Annotated in this window: 12 protein-coding genes and 1 tRNA gene; 7 read left to right on the plus strand and 6 right to left on the minus strand. The window is 65.5% G+C overall.

Translation table 11 applies throughout. From position 1 onward, the window contains the following. Positions 1–28: 28 nt before the first annotated feature. Together ACSYDW_RS16620 and scpC are read left to right on the plus strand one after the other, a co-directional pair. Positions 29–577, plus strand: a complete 549-nt coding sequence (locus ACSYDW_RS16620) for a GNAT family N-acetyltransferase (RefSeq protein ID WP_438339846.1) — start codon at positions 29–31, stop codon at positions 575–577. A gap of 348 nt (positions 578–925) precedes the next feature. Further along, the gene (scpC, locus tag ACSYDW_RS16625; protein WP_438339847.1) at positions 926–2452 is read left to right on the plus strand and encodes a succinyl-CoA:acetate CoA-transferase ScpC; all 1527 of its coding nucleotides are present in this window, start codon (positions 926–928) and stop codon (positions 2450–2452) included. 98 nt (positions 2453–2550) lie between these two features. Here scpC and ACSYDW_RS16630 read toward each other — a convergent pair whose 3' ends face one another. Next, positions 2551–3123 (minus strand): GNAT family N-acetyltransferase, encoded by a 573-nt coding sequence (locus tag ACSYDW_RS16630; RefSeq protein ID WP_438339848.1) that lies wholly within the window; start codon positions 3121–3123, stop codon positions 2551–2553. A 507-nt stretch (positions 3124–3630) separates the two neighbouring features. Here ACSYDW_RS16630 and ACSYDW_RS16635 point away from each other — a divergent pair. Next, positions 3631–3707, plus strand: a tRNA-Val gene (locus ACSYDW_RS16635). A 74-nt stretch (positions 3708–3781) separates the two neighbouring features. Here the strand turns inward: ACSYDW_RS16635 and ACSYDW_RS16640 are convergent. Next, positions 3782–4840 carry an LLM class flavin-dependent oxidoreductase gene (locus ACSYDW_RS16640; protein WP_438339849.1) on the minus strand — a complete coding sequence of 353 codons (1059 nt, stop codon included), beginning with the start codon at positions 4838–4840 and terminating at the stop codon, positions 3782–3784. Positions 4841–5435: 595 nt separating this feature from the next. On the opposite strand from ACSYDW_RS16640, the gene ACSYDW_RS16645 reads away from it, so the two are divergent. Next, positions 5436–6812 (plus strand): threonine/serine exporter family protein, encoded by a 1377-nt coding sequence (locus ACSYDW_RS16645; RefSeq protein ID WP_438339850.1) that lies wholly within the window; start codon positions 5436–5438, stop codon positions 6810–6812. On the opposite strand, the gene ACSYDW_RS16650 is transcribed toward ACSYDW_RS16645, so the two are convergent. After that, on the minus strand, positions 6809–7582 hold the full coding sequence (locus ACSYDW_RS16650) for a uracil-DNA glycosylase (RefSeq protein ID WP_438339851.1): 774 nt from the start codon (positions 7580–7582) through the stop codon (positions 6809–6811). The genes ACSYDW_RS16645 and ACSYDW_RS16650 overlap by 4 nt on opposite strands. A gap of 129 nt (positions 7583–7711) precedes the next feature. On the opposite strand from ACSYDW_RS16650, the gene ACSYDW_RS16655 reads away from it, so the two are divergent. The 3 genes from ACSYDW_RS16655 to groL all read left to right on the plus strand — a co-directional run bounded on the left by ACSYDW_RS16655 (position 7712) and on the right by groL (position 10669). Beyond that, positions 7712–8008 (plus strand): DUF3263 domain-containing protein, encoded by a 297-nt coding sequence (locus ACSYDW_RS16655; protein ID WP_438339852.1) that lies wholly within the window; start codon positions 7712–7714, stop codon positions 8006–8008. 94 nt (positions 8009–8102) lie between these two features. Further along, positions 8103–8762: a LytR C-terminal domain-containing protein gene (locus tag ACSYDW_RS16660; RefSeq protein ID WP_438339853.1), complete on the plus strand. Its 660-nt coding sequence runs from the start codon at positions 8103–8105 to the stop codon at positions 8760–8762. A 278-nt stretch (positions 8763–9040) separates the two neighbouring features. Beyond that, positions 9041–10669: a chaperonin GroEL gene (gene groL / locus ACSYDW_RS16665; RefSeq protein ID WP_438339854.1), complete on the plus strand. Its 1629-nt coding sequence runs from the start codon at positions 9041–9043 to the stop codon at positions 10667–10669. 105 nt (positions 10670–10774) lie between these two features. On the opposite strand, the gene ACSYDW_RS16670 is transcribed toward groL, so the two are convergent. From ACSYDW_RS16670 to ACSYDW_RS16680, 3 genes are all read right to left on the minus strand, one after another. Continuing rightward, complete coding sequence (locus tag ACSYDW_RS16670) at positions 10775–11674, minus strand: DUF4031 domain-containing protein (RefSeq protein WP_438339855.1); 900 nt, start codon at positions 11672–11674, stop codon at positions 10775–10777. Positions 11675–11718: 44 nt separating this feature from the next. Further along, on the minus strand, positions 11719–12009 hold the full coding sequence (locus ACSYDW_RS16675) for a WXG100 family type VII secretion target (protein ID WP_438339856.1): 291 nt from the start codon (positions 12007–12009) through the stop codon (positions 11719–11721). 166 nt (positions 12010–12175) lie between these two features. Next, the gene (locus tag ACSYDW_RS16680) at positions 12176–13693 is read right to left on the minus strand and encodes a sensor histidine kinase (RefSeq protein WP_438339857.1); all 1518 of its coding nucleotides are present in this window, start codon (positions 13691–13693) and stop codon (positions 12176–12178) included. Positions 13694–13702: the final 9 nt, after the last annotated feature.

The following is a 13702-nucleotide window of genomic DNA, read 5'->3' on the forward strand; positions in this document are numbered from 1 at the left end:
CCCCCGCACCCCACCAACAAAGGAATCGATGTACACCATCCGCGCGTACCACCCCTCCGACGAACCCCAGTGGCTCGAATGCCGCCTGCTCGGCTTCTTCGGCACCAACTACTATGACGACGTCAAGACCGCCAAGACAGTCCTGCCGGACCCGCAGCTGTGCTTCGTCGCGGAGGACGGCGGCCGGGTGCTGGGGCTCATCGACGTCGAGGTCGACGGGCAAGGCGCCACCATCGACTCGATCGCCGTGCGCCCGGATGCGCAGCGGCGGGGCATCGCCGGCGCCCTGCTGCGCCACGCCACGGAACGGCTGCCGGCGGGAGTGCGCACCCTCGATGCCTGGACGCGCGAAGATGCCGGGGCCAACGCCTGGTACCGAAGCAGCGGCTTCCTCGAGAACCACCGCTACCTGCACGTCTACAAGAACTGGGACGAGCCGAACGACGGGTATGCCAGCCCGCACGGGCTCTCCGCCCCGGTCATGGCCTTCATGCACGCGGACATCGAACACGAAGCCGCGCTGCGGGAAAGACACGCCCGGGTTTACATCTGCCGGCAGTACCTGAAGCAGCTCTGAGCTGCTACGAATCCAGCAGGTAGCCCAGTCCGCCGGAAAAAAAGAACAGGAACCCCGCCGCGACGAGTGCGCTGATGCACCACACGGTGATCCTCATTTTCTTGGCTTCGTCCATGGACCCCATGCTAGCTTCACCCAGCACGCAGCGGTCACACGGCGCCGGCCACACGGTGCCCGGAACCATGTGGCGGGCGAACCAGCCACCGCAAAATCGGGACGCCCCACCGCGCAAACCCGCTCCGGTGCGCTCCGGAGGGCGTTTTTGGTTCGGGCGCGGGGCAATCACCGGATATGGTGGCGCAGTCGGCACTTGCGCACCAGGTGCCAAACATCTGAGGAAGGACGGCCGTGCACGATCGGATCCACCACCCCAAGTTCCTGGAACTCCTGATGCCGGCCGAGCAGGCCGCCGCCCTGGTGAAGCCGGGGATGACGGTGGCCATGAGCGGCTTCACCGGGGCCGGCTACCCCAAGGCCGTTCCCGGCGCGCTCGCCGGTCTCATGGAGGCCGAGCATGCCGCGGGCCGCGATTTCAAGATCAACGTGCTCACCGGCGCCTCCACGGCCCCGGAGCTCGACGGCGTGCTCGCCCGCGCCGGCGGCATGGAACTGCGCCTGCCCTACATGTCCGACCCGGAGCTGCGCCGCCGCATCAACGACGGAGAGATGGAATACATGGACATCCACCTGTCCCATGTGGCCCAGCATGCCTGGTTCGGCTTCTACGGCAAGATCGACCTGGCCATCATCGAGGTCGTGGGCGTGACCGAGGACGGCCGGCTGATCCCCTCCTCCTCGGTGGGCAACAACAAGACCTGGCTGGACATGGCCGACAAGGTCATCATCGAGGTCAACGCGGAGCAGTCCGCCGCCATGGAGGGCATGCACGACATCTACTACGGCACGGCGCTGCCCCCGCACCGCTTGCCGATCGAGCTGACCGCGGCGGACCAGCGCATCGGCGAGCCCTACCTGCGCGTCGACCCCGCCAAGATCGTCGGCGTGGTGGAAACCAGCGCACCGGACCGGCTGAGCCCGTTCGCCCCCGTCGATGCGACAAGCACGCAGATCGCCGACCACCTGTTGGACTTCCTGGACCACGAGATCCGTGCCGGGCGCCTCACCGACAAGCTGCTGCCGCTGCAGTCGGGCGTCGGCAACATCGCCAACGCGGTGCTCGCCGGGCTGGCCCGCGGCGGCTACAAGGGCCTGCAGGCCTACACCGAGGTCATCCAGGACGGCATGCTGTCGCTGCTCAAGGACGGCACGCTCGATTTCGCCTCGGCCACATCCTTCTCGCTCTCGGCCGCGGGCATCGACGAGTTCAACGCGCACGTCGACTTCTACCGCGAGCGCATCCTGCTGCGCACCCAGGAAATCTCCAACCACCCGGAACTCGTGCGCCGGCTGGGCTGCATCGCGCTGAACGGGATGATCGAGGCGGACATCTACGGCAACGTGAACTCCACCAACGTGGTCGGCTCGCACGTCATGAACGGCATCGGCGGCTCCGGCGACTTCGCCCGCAACGGCTACCTCTCGGTCTTCATGTCCCCGTCGACGGCCAAGGGCGGGAAGATCTCCGGGATCGTCCCGATGGCCAGCCACGTGGACCACACCGAGCACGACACCATGATCCTGATCACCGAGCAGGGCCTGGCCGACCTGCGCGGGCTTTCCCCGAAGATGCGCGCCCAGGTGGTCATCGACAAGTGCTCCCACCCGGAGTACCGCCCGATGCTGCAGGACTACTTCGACCGCGCCCGCACGGGCAGCTACGGCAAGCACACCCCGCACCTGCTGAACGAGTCGCTCAGCTGGCACCAGCGCTACATCGAGACCGGGGACATGCGCCCCGGGAACGCCACGGCCTGACCGCAAGGCGGCCTGAACAGGGCCCGTCAACACCGAAGGTCCGGACCCCAGCCGGGATCCGGACCTTCGGCGTTTCCCTCCGACCGGCGGGATTCCGCCTAGGCGGTAACGGCGTTGCCCTGGTCGGGACCGAGGACCATCGGATGCGCCGGCGGCAGCACGGTGTTCGGCTGGGCGGGCACCAGCGGGTCCATGCCCATGCGGGTGCGGTACCAGGAGGATTCGGTGGCGACCCAGATGGTCATCGGCAGACCGGTGAACCACCCGGTGTATTCCTGCTCCGGGGTCCACTTGGCCGAACGCTCGTAGTAGCTCCAGGACGCCTCGTTGCGGTTGTCGATCACCGTGATGGGGGTGCCGCCCATGGACAGGGCGTAGGTGAGCCGGGCGTCGGCCATGTACTGGCGGATGCCCAGGCGTCGGTAGGCGGGGTGCACGAACATGCCGCCGAGCTCCAGGGGGCGTTCCACCTGGGTGGGTGCCGTCACGGAGGTGTGCACGATCCCGACACCCACGCGGGTGCCCTCGTGCAGGGCCGTGACGACGAATTCGGCGTGGTCCATGCGCTCGTGCCAGCGGGCATCGGGCGTCAGGCACAGTGCGGACAGGGCATCGCGCTCGGCGCCTGCGGGCGGAGCGTAAGACAGGGAGTACTCAATGGTTGGAAGCACTGGGAGCGGTCCTCTAAGTGAAAAAGAGCGAACGAAAGAAGGGGTTCCCGGGATTACGCCGGGCCGGTTCTTTGGCCGGTAGGGGACCGATGCCGGCGGCTCCCGGCAGCTTCCTTGTAGGGCCCAGTTTTGTGGGCGTCGTGGAAACGACAAAAGAAATTATTACCCGAGCGTAGGCCTCTTGTAAACACGGCCCGAAAGAGCCAAGTTGGTGGACAAATCCACGCGCACTTTGGGGGTGCTTCGAACCCTTGCTTTTCCGCGGAATCATGCGGATTTTTGCGACCTTGGCGACGGCTGTCCCGGGACGTCGTTTTGCCAAGAATTCACGAGCCCGTTTCCGGCGGTTTCCGGGGCTGCGGGTGTCGGGTTTCGGCAGGGGTGCCCGGGGTCGGGGCAGCGGCCGCCGCGAGCAGGGTTCGGAGGGGTGGGTGGCATCGCCGATTTGGTGTGCACCTCGCACCTCGGCTAACCTTGTGAGGTACGCCCCCTTGGGGGTGATCGACCGGTTCTTTAGCTCAGTTGGTTAGAGCGCTCGCCTCACACGCGAGAGGTCAGCAGTTCGAGTCTGCTAAGAACCACCAACAGGAAAACCCCCGGTGCATGCCGAGGGTTTTCCTTGTTTTCCGGGGCGGTGTCGCCCGGCGGCAGTGTCGGCTCACCGGTCGTTAAGCATCTCCAGAACCAGCGGCTTGACCTTGGTGCCCAGCAACTCGATGCTTCGGACCATGCTCTCGTGCGGCAGGGTGCCGTTCGAGTACTTGATGTCGACGCGGGAGAGGCCAAGCCCCGTGGCGAAGGCAGCGATCTTCTTCGCCACGGTTTCCGGGCTGCCGGCCAGGAGGGAGCCTTCGGGGCCCGCCGAGGCCTGGAAGCGCATGCGGCTTGCCGGTGGCCAGCCGCGTTCGGCGCCCAGCCGGTCCATGGTGCGCTTGTAGTGCGGCCACAGCAGTTCCAGTGCCTCGTCGTCGCTGTCTGCGACAAGGCCGTGGAAATGTGCCCCGATCTTCTGCTCCGGGTGGCTGAACTCCTCGAGTGATCGCTTGTAGAGCCTTGTCAGGGGTTCGAACGCCATGGGTGCCCCGCCGATGATAGCCAGGAAGAGCGGCAAGCCGTGGCGGGCAGCCCGGACCACCGACTCCGGACTTCCGCCCACGCCCACCCAGGTGTCAAGACCGCCGGTTTCGATGGGCGGGTACACGCTCTGGCTGCGCAGGGCGGACCGGGTCTGCCCATGCCATGTCACAGGCTCCGACGTGCGGAGCTTGGCGAAGAGGGCGAGCTTCTCCTCGAAGAGGAGCTCGTAGTCGGAGAGCTCGTATCCGAAGAGCGGGAACGACTCGATGAAGGAACCGCGGCCCAGGATGACTTCGGCACGGCCGTTCGAGAGCGCGTCGACCGTCGCGAAGCGCTCATAGACGCGTACGGGGTCGTCGGAGCTCAGGACGGTGACGGCTGAGCCCAGCCGGATGTTCTTGGTGACCCCGGCTATGGCGCCCAAGACGACCTCGGGCGCCGACACCGAGTAGTCGTCGCGGTGGTGTTCCCCGACGCCGAAGAAGTCCAGCCCCGCGGCTTCGGCGGCCTTGGCTTCCTCGACGACGTTTCGGATGACTTCCGCCGGGTGCAGGAGGTTGCCCTCGGCATCCTCGGTGATGTCCCCGAAGGTCTCGACGCCGATCTCAAGGTCCTTGTACGGGATGTGGTTTTCGCTCATGTCCGCAGTGCTCGCCTTCCGGTGATTTGAATACTTTTGCATATATTTCTGTCCAACGCGGGTGGCCCGGTGGATATTCCCCCGGCTCGTCCCGGAGGCCTGTGTGCAGGGCAACATGTGAGCCACGAAACCTGTTCAATATTTCCCGGGGATGCGGCTGTAAGGTGGGGATGAAAAGGCGCAACCGACGGGAGTGAGAGTGTCTTCAGGCAAGGAAACGAACGGCCCGAATGTGGTGCCCTCCGGTGAAGACCCAAACCCGCAGGTAGCGAGCATCAGGCGGGTCAGTACCCGTGAGATGAACGTGGTGGCACCCGCCGATTCCCGCGTGCCCGAGACGCCGAAACAGCCCCCAGCACCCGGAAGCCCGGAGGCGCCGGGACGGCGCACGATGGAGCACGCGAAACATTCGGCGCCTGCGCGGCCGGTACCTCCCCGGCCGACACCTGCGCGGCCGATCTCCGCGTTGCCGGAGCAGCCGGCCAAACTGCCTCCCGGGTTGCAGGACAAGGTCAACGCCCAAACCGGCCAGGTGGGAGTGACCCCCAGCGGTGCCCCTGCGCTGCCTCCGAGGGCCAATCCGACGGCCCGGCGCATGATTTCGCGTTGGCTTGCCTCGGACACCCCTCCGACCCAGGCCTTCAGCATCGTTGACCGGCTCCGGGGAACCCCCTACGCCAACCCCAAGGTCAACTCCGCGCAGGACGCCTCGGCCCGCAAGACCCTCGAATTCGCGTTGGACCTAGCCGAAACGATGTTCCGCTACGGGGCGGGCGCCCTGGAGGTCGAGACGAGCCTTATTGCTGTGACGGCGGCCCTCGGCCTGCGGCACATCGACGTGGACATCACCAACCAGTCGATCCACCTGAACTTCTCCCCGCCCGAGGGCGAGTCGTACGCCATGCTGCGCGTGGTGCGCTCCTGGACCAACAACTTTGCCGGCCTTGCCTACGTGCATCAACTGGTCTCCGACATCGTTGCCGGTGGCGTCACCCGGCAGCAGTCGGTGGACAGGCTCCGGGAGATATCCCGGCAGCCCAAGCCATTCCCGCGCTGGATGGTCTCCGGCGCGGCGGGCGGGTTCGCCGCGGCATTCGTCGTCTTCATCGGCGGATCCCTGGTGGGTGCGGCGATCGCCTTCGCCTCCGCGCTCCTGGTGGGCCAGATCGCGAAGTACGCGTCGCGCTGGCGCGTCCCAGACTTCTTTTCCATTGCGGCGTCGACTTTCGTTGTCACGGCGATCGCGGTCCTGTTCCATGCGCTGAATGCGCCGATCGACCCGGCGTTGGTGGTGTCTGGCGGAATCCTGTTGCTGCTGCCCTCTGCCAGGTTCGTCTCGGCCCTGCAGGATGCCATCAACGGGTTCCCGGTGACAGCGGCGGGCAGGTTCTTCTCCGCCGGACTCAGTTACGCGGCAATCCTGACGGGCATCATGGCGGCCCTGGTGATCGGCCAGTTGGCCGGTGCGCCGGAGCTCGACGTGCGGACCATCGACAAGATCGCCTATCCGGGCTGGCTGTTGGTGGTGCTGGTCGTGGTGGCAGTCGTGCTGGGCGCCATGACCGAGCAGACGAGCAAGGAGCTGCTGCTTCCCACAGGTGCCATCGCGTTGCTGGGCTACCTGTTGCTGGTGGGCATCCAGGCCGTGGGCGTGGGGGACCGGACCGCTCCTGCGGTTGCCGCAACGTTTATCGGCCTGGCGGGCCGCATCGTGGCGCACCGGATGCGGGCACCCCAGCTGGTGCTGGCGGCGCCGGCCATCGTGTTCCTGCTGCCGGGCTTGATGATTTTCCGGTCCATGTACGGCCTGGTGTTCGACGTCGAGGACATGACGGGGGCCTTGGTCGACATGTTCAACGCGTTCACGATCATGATGGCCATCGCCGGCGGCGTGGTGTTCGGCGATACCTTGGCGCGGCCGTTCACCGGCGGTGCGGTCAGCCGGGAACGCAGCGGCATCCGCCGACGCTAGCGCGTTCGGCCCGCAGGGGGCAGCGACCAATCGATGGGAGCTGCCCCTTGTTCCTGAAGCAGCTGGTTGGTCCGGCTGAAGGGGCGTGACCCGAAGAACCCGCGCCGGGCCGAAAGCGGGGAGGGGTGCGCAGAGGCGATGGTCGGGGTGTCTCCGAGACGGCCACCCAGTGCTTGTGCGTCCTTGCCCCACAGGATTGCCACCAGCGGCGTCCCGCGCGCGGCAAGTGCCTCGATGGCCGCATCCGTGACGGATTCCCACCCGATGCCACGGTGGGATCCGGCCTCGCCGGCACAGACCGTGAGCACGCGGTTCAGCAGCACGACGCCCTGGTCAGCCCATGCCGTGAGATCCCCGTGGGTCGGCGCCGGGAAGCCCAAATCCGACTCAAGCTCCGTGTAGATGTTCTTGAGGCTCCGCGGGAGCGGGCGCACGGTTGCATGGGTGGAAAAGCTCAGGCCCACCGAATGTCCCGGTGTGGGGTACGGGTCCTGCCCCATGACCAGCACGCGGGCATCTGCCAGCGGCAGCCGGAAGGCGCGCAGGATGTTTCCAGGTGCCGGAAGCACGTGCTCCCCGGCGCCCCTGCGCTTCTGCAGGGTCCTGGCGATGGCGACGAGGTCACCCTCCAGAGGGGCCAGCGCCTCGGCCCAGTCGGGGGCCACAAGGCCGTCCGATACTGCGTCTTCCAGGCCGTTGTCGAACGGGAACCTGGTGGTATCTGGCTGTTCGTCGGGTAGCTCAAAGAGAGTTGGTGCTCCGGTGTCCATAGGAGCCATTGTCGCTGGACAGGACCCCTGCGGGGCAAATGGGAAGCCCGGGTTCAGCGTTAGAATAATTACATTGAACTAATGTCTTGAGGTTCACCGTGCGGGGAACTGGATTGTTGAGGGTGTGCGATGCCAACCGAGGCGCCTGGGCTTGATTTCGAGCTTGATGAGTCCAGTGAATTGGATGAGCGTTCCCAGCGGATCCTTGCGCTGGAGCGGCAATGGTGGAAGTACGCGGGAGCGAAGGAGCAGGCCATCGCGCAGCTTTTTTCCATCTCCGCAACCAACTACTACCAACTGCTGAACACCTTGATCGACACGGACGCCGCGTTGGCCTTTGACCCCATGCTGGTCAATCGATTGCGTAGACTACGAACGACGAGGCATCGCGCTCGTTCGGCCAGAAAGGTCGAATCAGAGGCTTGAGTGCAACGCGGGTCGAAGGTTCCAGCCTTCTTCCGCGCCAGCACGACGGCATCCGCGTGTGCCCCCAAAGCTACACACATCACCGAGGACGGGCATGACCAACTATCCGCGCGATGAATTTGATCGCGTCCCAGAGTTCAGCAACCGCAGTGGTGCACACCGCGCCAACGGTTGGGCGGCTGCCGCATCCGGACGTGGCGCGCGCCCTGGCCTCCGTTGGCTGATGGTCTTCGGTGTCGTGGCCTTGCTGGTCGGGGTGTTCTCCTTCACCGCCTTGCCCAAGCTCCTGAACGACGGCGGCGCAAAGCCTCCGTCGAACGTTGCTGCGAGTGGCACTGCCTCCTCGGCAACCCCGTCCGAATCGAAGGAACCCGAAACGGAGTCCGAAAGCCCCAAGGAGTCGGACAAGTCCTCCGAACCCGCGGATGCCAGTGAATCGGAAGCAGACCCCAGCGAAAGCGCATCGAGCCTCGCCGGGGACGTCGATCTCACGCTGAAGGTTGGCGTCTACAACGGTGCCAAGAAGTCAGGCCTCGCCAACACGGTACGCACCACGTTGCAGAACGCCGGATTCACCAACGTTTCGGCAGCCAACTGGACCAAGCAGGTGGCCTCCTCGACGGTCTACTACCGCAACGAAGCAAGCCGTGCCACTGCCGAAGAGGCAGCCAAGGAGCTCGGGATCACCTCGGTTGTGAAGACGAGCAACATTCCGGGCAACATCGCCGTGGTCCTGGGGAACACCTTCAGCTAGGAACGCATCGCTGGCTATGCTCTGGGCTAACGCCCACAGCTTGCACTCTCCATGCTTGAGTGCCAAGATTTGTATTAGCACTCACGAGTTCCGACTGCTAATTCGATCGAGTTTTCGAAGCGAATCCATGCGGCCCGGAGTCTGTGTTTGAGTGAGTCCTGGACCTGAGCAGCGAGAATGTTTCACGATCGTCCCATGACATCGTGGGGCATTCGTCCGTCGCGGGCGTTGCCTCCGGTCGTAGATAAGCATGAACGTCCCGAAAGGACATAGCCGCTATGGCCAAGATCATTGCATTTGATGAGGAAGCACGCCGCGGCCTTGAGCGCGGCCTGAACATTCTGGCTGACGCCGTCAAGGTAACCCTCGGCCCGCGTGGACGCAACGTCGTTCTGGAAAAGAAGTGGGGCGCCCCCACGATCACCAACGACGGTGTCTCCATCGCGAAGGAAATCGAGCTCGAGGATCCGTTCGAAAAGATCGGCGCCGAGCTCGTCAAGGAAGTTGCCAAGAAGACCGACGACGTTGCAGGCGACGGCACCACCACCGCAACCGTCCTGGCACAGGCACTGGTCAAGGAAGGCCTGCGCAACGTTGCAGCCGGCGCCGACCCGCTGTCCCTGAAGCGCGGCATCGAGAAGGCCGTCGAGGCCGTCACCGTTGAGCTGCTGGCTTCCGCCAAGGAAATCGAAACCAAGGAAGAGATCGCGGCCACCGCATCGATCTCCGCTGGTGACGAAGAAATCGGCGCATTGATCGCCGAGGCCCTGGACAAGGTCGGCAAGGAAGGTGTCATCACCGTCGAGGAGTCGAACACCTTCGGCCTTGAGCTTGAGCTCACCGAGGGCATGCGCTTCGACAAGGGCTACATCTCCGCCTACTTCGTGACTGACAACGAGCGCCAGGAAACGGTCCTCGAGGATCCGTACATCCTGATCGTCAACTCGAAGATCACCAACGTCAAGGACATGGTCTCCATCCTGGAGAAGGTCATGCAGTCGAACAAGCCGCTGCTGATCATCGCCGAGGACATTGAGGGCGAAGCCCTTGCCACGCTGATCGTGAACAAGATCCGCGGCCTGTTCAAGTCCGTTGCCGTCAAGGCCCCGGGCTTCGGCGACCGCCGCAAGGCCATGCTTGCCGACATCGCCATCCTCACCGGTGGCCAGGTCATCTCCGAGGAAATCGGCCTGAAGCTCGAAAACGCCACCATCGACCTGCTGGGCTCTGCCCGCAAGGTCGTTGTCACCAAGGACGAAACCACCATCGTCGAAGGTGCAGGCGACGCCGAGGAGATCGCCGGCCGCGTGAACCAGATCCGCGCCGAGATCGAGAACACCGATTCGGACTACGACCGCGAGAAGCTGCAGGAACGCCTGGCCAAGCTGGCCGGCGGCGTTGCAGTCATCAAGGCCGGTGCCGCCACCGAGGTCGAGCTCAAGGAACGCAAGCACCGCATCGAGGATGCAGTGCGCAACGCCAAGGCCGCAGTTGAAGAGGGCATCGTCGCCGGCGGCGGCGTGGCCCTCATCCAGGCCGGCGCGGCAGCATTCGCCAAGCTGGAACTGACCGGCGACGAAGCAACCGGTGCGAACATCGTCCGTGTTGCCATCGAAGCACCGCTGAAGCAGATCGCCTTCAACGCCGGCCAGGAGCCGGGCGTCGTCGCCGACAAGGTCAAGGGCCTGCCTTCGGGCCACGGCCTGAACGCCGCAACCGGCGAGTACGTCGACCTGCTGGCTGCCGGCGTGAACGACCCGGTGAAGGTGACCCGCTCTGCTCTGCAGAACGCCGCCTCGATCGCCGGCCTGTTCCTCACCACCGAAGCCGTTGTCGCAGACAAGCCGGCTCCGGCAGGCGCAGCAGTTGGCGCCGGTGACGAGATGGGTGGCATGGGCGGATTCTAATCCCCCTGCCGCAACTCCGGTATCACCGCGCGGGCCGCGGAGCACGTTCCCTACGGGAGCTGTGTTCCGCGGCCCGCCGCATTTAAGGCCCGGGAGGCATCACCGTCAGGAGGATGCTGGGCGCTCCAGGATCTCAAGCTCTGCGGCCAGGTTCGCGCGTGCACGCGGCTCCCACAGGGAGCGGGCCAGCGGACTGGAATAGAGATGTCCTGCCTCCAGCAACCCACGCAGGATGCCGGACCTGCCTGCGGCAAATGCGGCGTCCGGGACATGGGCGTACTCGCGGCGCACCGAGGCCGCATAGCGGCGGTAGGCGCCGGCCTCGCGGCCCAGGACCTCGAGGTCCGCATCGCAGAGCAGCTGGCCCGCGGTGTCGCCGGGCCCGGGGCGGTGCTCCGCAGTCAGCTCAACCAAACGGACCACCTCACCGACTTCGCCCGGTTCAAGGCCGGCTTCCGGAAGCTGCTGGGCAGCCAGCGCCGCCGAGTCGCTCTCATCCGTCGAGGCCCCGTTGTAGACGGCATCGTGGTACCAGGCCGCCAGGTACAGGGGACGGCGGGCCGGGTCCTGCTCGTTGGTTTCGGTCAGGATGTCCAGGGATCTCAGCATCGCGAGCAGGTGGGCCCGGTCGTGGTAGGTCCGGTGTGGCTCGGACCAGCGTGCCAGCAGTTCCCTGCCGAGCGATGGTTCTTCGGGCATCAACGAGTCCCAGCGCGCCAGCAGGACAGCGTCAAGGCGCTCGGGGCGTTCGCGCGCGGGCACCCGCAAACCGGAACGCACCAGGCGGCGCACGAGGTCGGTGGCCGAGACGGGGAGTGCCCCGGCCGCGACCAAGGTGTCGTACCGGCTCTGCGGGACGTCGTAGTGGTCCCTGTCGAACGCCCGTTCCGGAAGCTCCTGCTCCAATGCGAAGGCGAGCAGCTCATCCAACGACGTGTCGGATACGAGGTGGGAGAACATGGTGCCGTGGGCAGGCCACAGCGGGGGATCGATGAGTATAGCCACAAGGCAACAGTAGTGCCTCGTGGTTGTGCCCGTGCCGCGCTGTTTCAGTAGGTGAACAGGTTGGTGTTCGCCGCCTCGGCTTCCTCGTAGTGCACGGAGGCCCGGTTCAGGGCGGTGCCGATGGCGTTGAGGGATTCCTCGACACGGATCTGGGTGGTTCGCCAGTCCGCGACGACCGACTGGAAGTTCGCGGAGGCCGCGCCTTGCCAGGTCCCCTGCAGGTCCTGCAACGAGGAGGTCATGGAATTCACCTCCGCCCGGACCCTTTCGATGGTCGCCTGGACGGCCATCGAGCGCATCTGCATTTCACCGGTGTTTGCGGCGAATGTGCTCATTGTTTACTCCTTCGGACGGCGGCTCCGCTGCAGGCCCGCAGGGCGCTGGTGCCGCACGGGTTTTGGCGGCAGCGGTGGGGATGTGTTCCCCCGTTCCTAGGGTAGAAAGAGCAAGTCCACCCCGGGCATGGCCCGGGGCGGACTGTGCACAAGCGGGCCGGGACGCCTAGAGGTCCGTCGAGGAGTCCTCGGCGGAGGAGTTCTCGGGCTCTCGCTCGGGCTCGACGTAGGGCAGGTGGATGGACATTGTCGCGCCGCCGCCCGGGGTCTCGCTGAGCCTGATCGAGCCGTCATGCTGGGCAGCGATGGCGGCCACGATGGCCAAGCCCAATCCGGTCCCGCCGGTTTCCCGTTGCCTCGACGAGTCTGCGCGGTAGAAGCGCTCGAATACGCGCCCGGCTTCCTCCTCTGAGATTCCGGGTCCGTGGTCGCGGATCTCCAGGACGGCGTCTGAGCGGCCGTTGATCACGGGCTTCACTCCGACGGCGATTTCGATGTCGCTGCCTTCGGCGGTGTAGCGCAGAGCATTGGTCATCAGGTTCGCCACGATCTGGCGCAGCCTCGCCTCGTCGCCGCTGGTGGGAGCCGGTCGCGGACCTGCCCCTTCCAGCCCGACCAGGCGCACCTTGCGGTCCGGGGCATTGACCCGTGCGTCCTCGGCCGCGTCCCCGGCCAGGAGCAGGAGGTCGACGGGCTTGCGGTCCAACGGGCGCTGCTCGTCAAGGCGCGCCAACGTCAGGAGATCCTCGACCAGCTGACCCATGCGCTTTGACTCGGCCTCGATACGCCCCATGGCGGTGCGCAGCATCTCCGGGTCGGCCAACCCGCCCTGCCTGTAGAACTCCGAGTACCCCTGGATGGTGACCAATGGGGTCCGAAGTTCGTGCGAGGCATCCTGGATGAAGCGCCGCATCTTCCGTTCGGAGGCCGCCCGTCCGCGGAAGGCATGCTCGATGTGGGCAAGCATGGCGTTGAGCGAGCGCGAGAGCCTGCCGACCTCGGTTTCGGGAGGGTAATCCTCGACGCGTCGGGAAAGGTCCCCTGCCGCAATGGCCGCGGCAGTGCGTTCGACCCGGAGCAGGGGCAAGAGAGCCCTGGTGGTGATGCCGTAGGCAATCATCGACATCAGCAGCGTCGCAAGCATGCCCGTGGACATGACAAGCATCGCCGCCTTGGTGACGGTGTCCTGGACGGAATCCATCGGGAGGGCGTAGATGAGGTCGTAGTCGCTGCGGTTCAGCGTGACGATGCGTACGCGCCAGCCGCTGGAGCTCATGGTCGTCCCGGGGACCGTCACAGAGCTCGACGGATCCTGCCGGAGCTTTGTCAGGGTCGCGAGGTCCAGGTCGGGGATGTCCTCGGTGACGTGGTTCGAGGTTTCCTTGCTCGGCATCGTGTAGAGGATGTTTCCCGATTCATCGCGCAGGTCACCGTAAAACCTGTCGAACCCCGGACTCTTGGGATTGATCGGTGCGATCTCCGCGTAGTCGTTGAGCATCAGGGAAGTGATGGCCACCGAGTTGCTCTTGAGTTCCGAATCAACCTGGGCAGTCAGCATGAGGCGAAGCGACTGCGCCGATCCGACGGCCGTGACTACGATGCCCAGGATCATCAGCATGCTCATGAGCGCCACGAGCTTGGTACGCAGCGAAACCTGACGCCAGAAGCGACGCAAACCTTGCACTCCCGGGAC

The organism is Paeniglutamicibacter selenitireducens (assembly GCF_051550675.1).
In the GTDB taxonomy this organism is placed as follows: domain Bacteria; phylum Actinomycetota; class Actinomycetes; order Actinomycetales; family Micrococcaceae; genus Paeniglutamicibacter.

Coding starts and splice junctions, on each gene's coding strand:
- ACSYDW_RS16620 (WP_438339846.1), top strand. CDS start 29: ATGTACACCATCCGCGCGTACCACCCCTCCGACGAACCCCAGTGGCTC.
- ACSYDW_RS16660 (WP_438339853.1), top strand. CDS start 8,103: ATGACCAACTATCCGCGCGATGAATTTGATCGCGTCCCAGAGTTCAGC.
- ACSYDW_RS16640 (WP_438339849.1), bottom strand. CDS start 4,840: ATGAGCGAAAACCACATCCCGTACAAGGACCTTGAGATCGGCGTCGAG.
- ACSYDW_RS16645 (WP_438339850.1), top strand. CDS start 5,436: ATGATTTCGCGTTGGCTTGCCTCGGACACCCCTCCGACCCAGGCCTTC.
- ACSYDW_RS16655 (WP_438339852.1), top strand. CDS start 7,712: ATGCCAACCGAGGCGCCTGGGCTTGATTTCGAGCTTGATGAGTCCAGT.
- groL (WP_438339854.1), top strand. CDS start 9,041: ATGGCCAAGATCATTGCATTTGATGAGGAAGCACGCCGCGGCCTTGAG.
- ACSYDW_RS16650 (WP_438339851.1), bottom strand. CDS start 7,582: ATGGACACCGGAGCACCAACTCTCTTTGAGCTACCCGACGAACAGCCA.
- ACSYDW_RS16675 (WP_438339856.1), bottom strand. CDS start 12,009: ATGAGCACATTCGCCGCAAACACCGGTGAAATGCAGATGCGCTCGATG.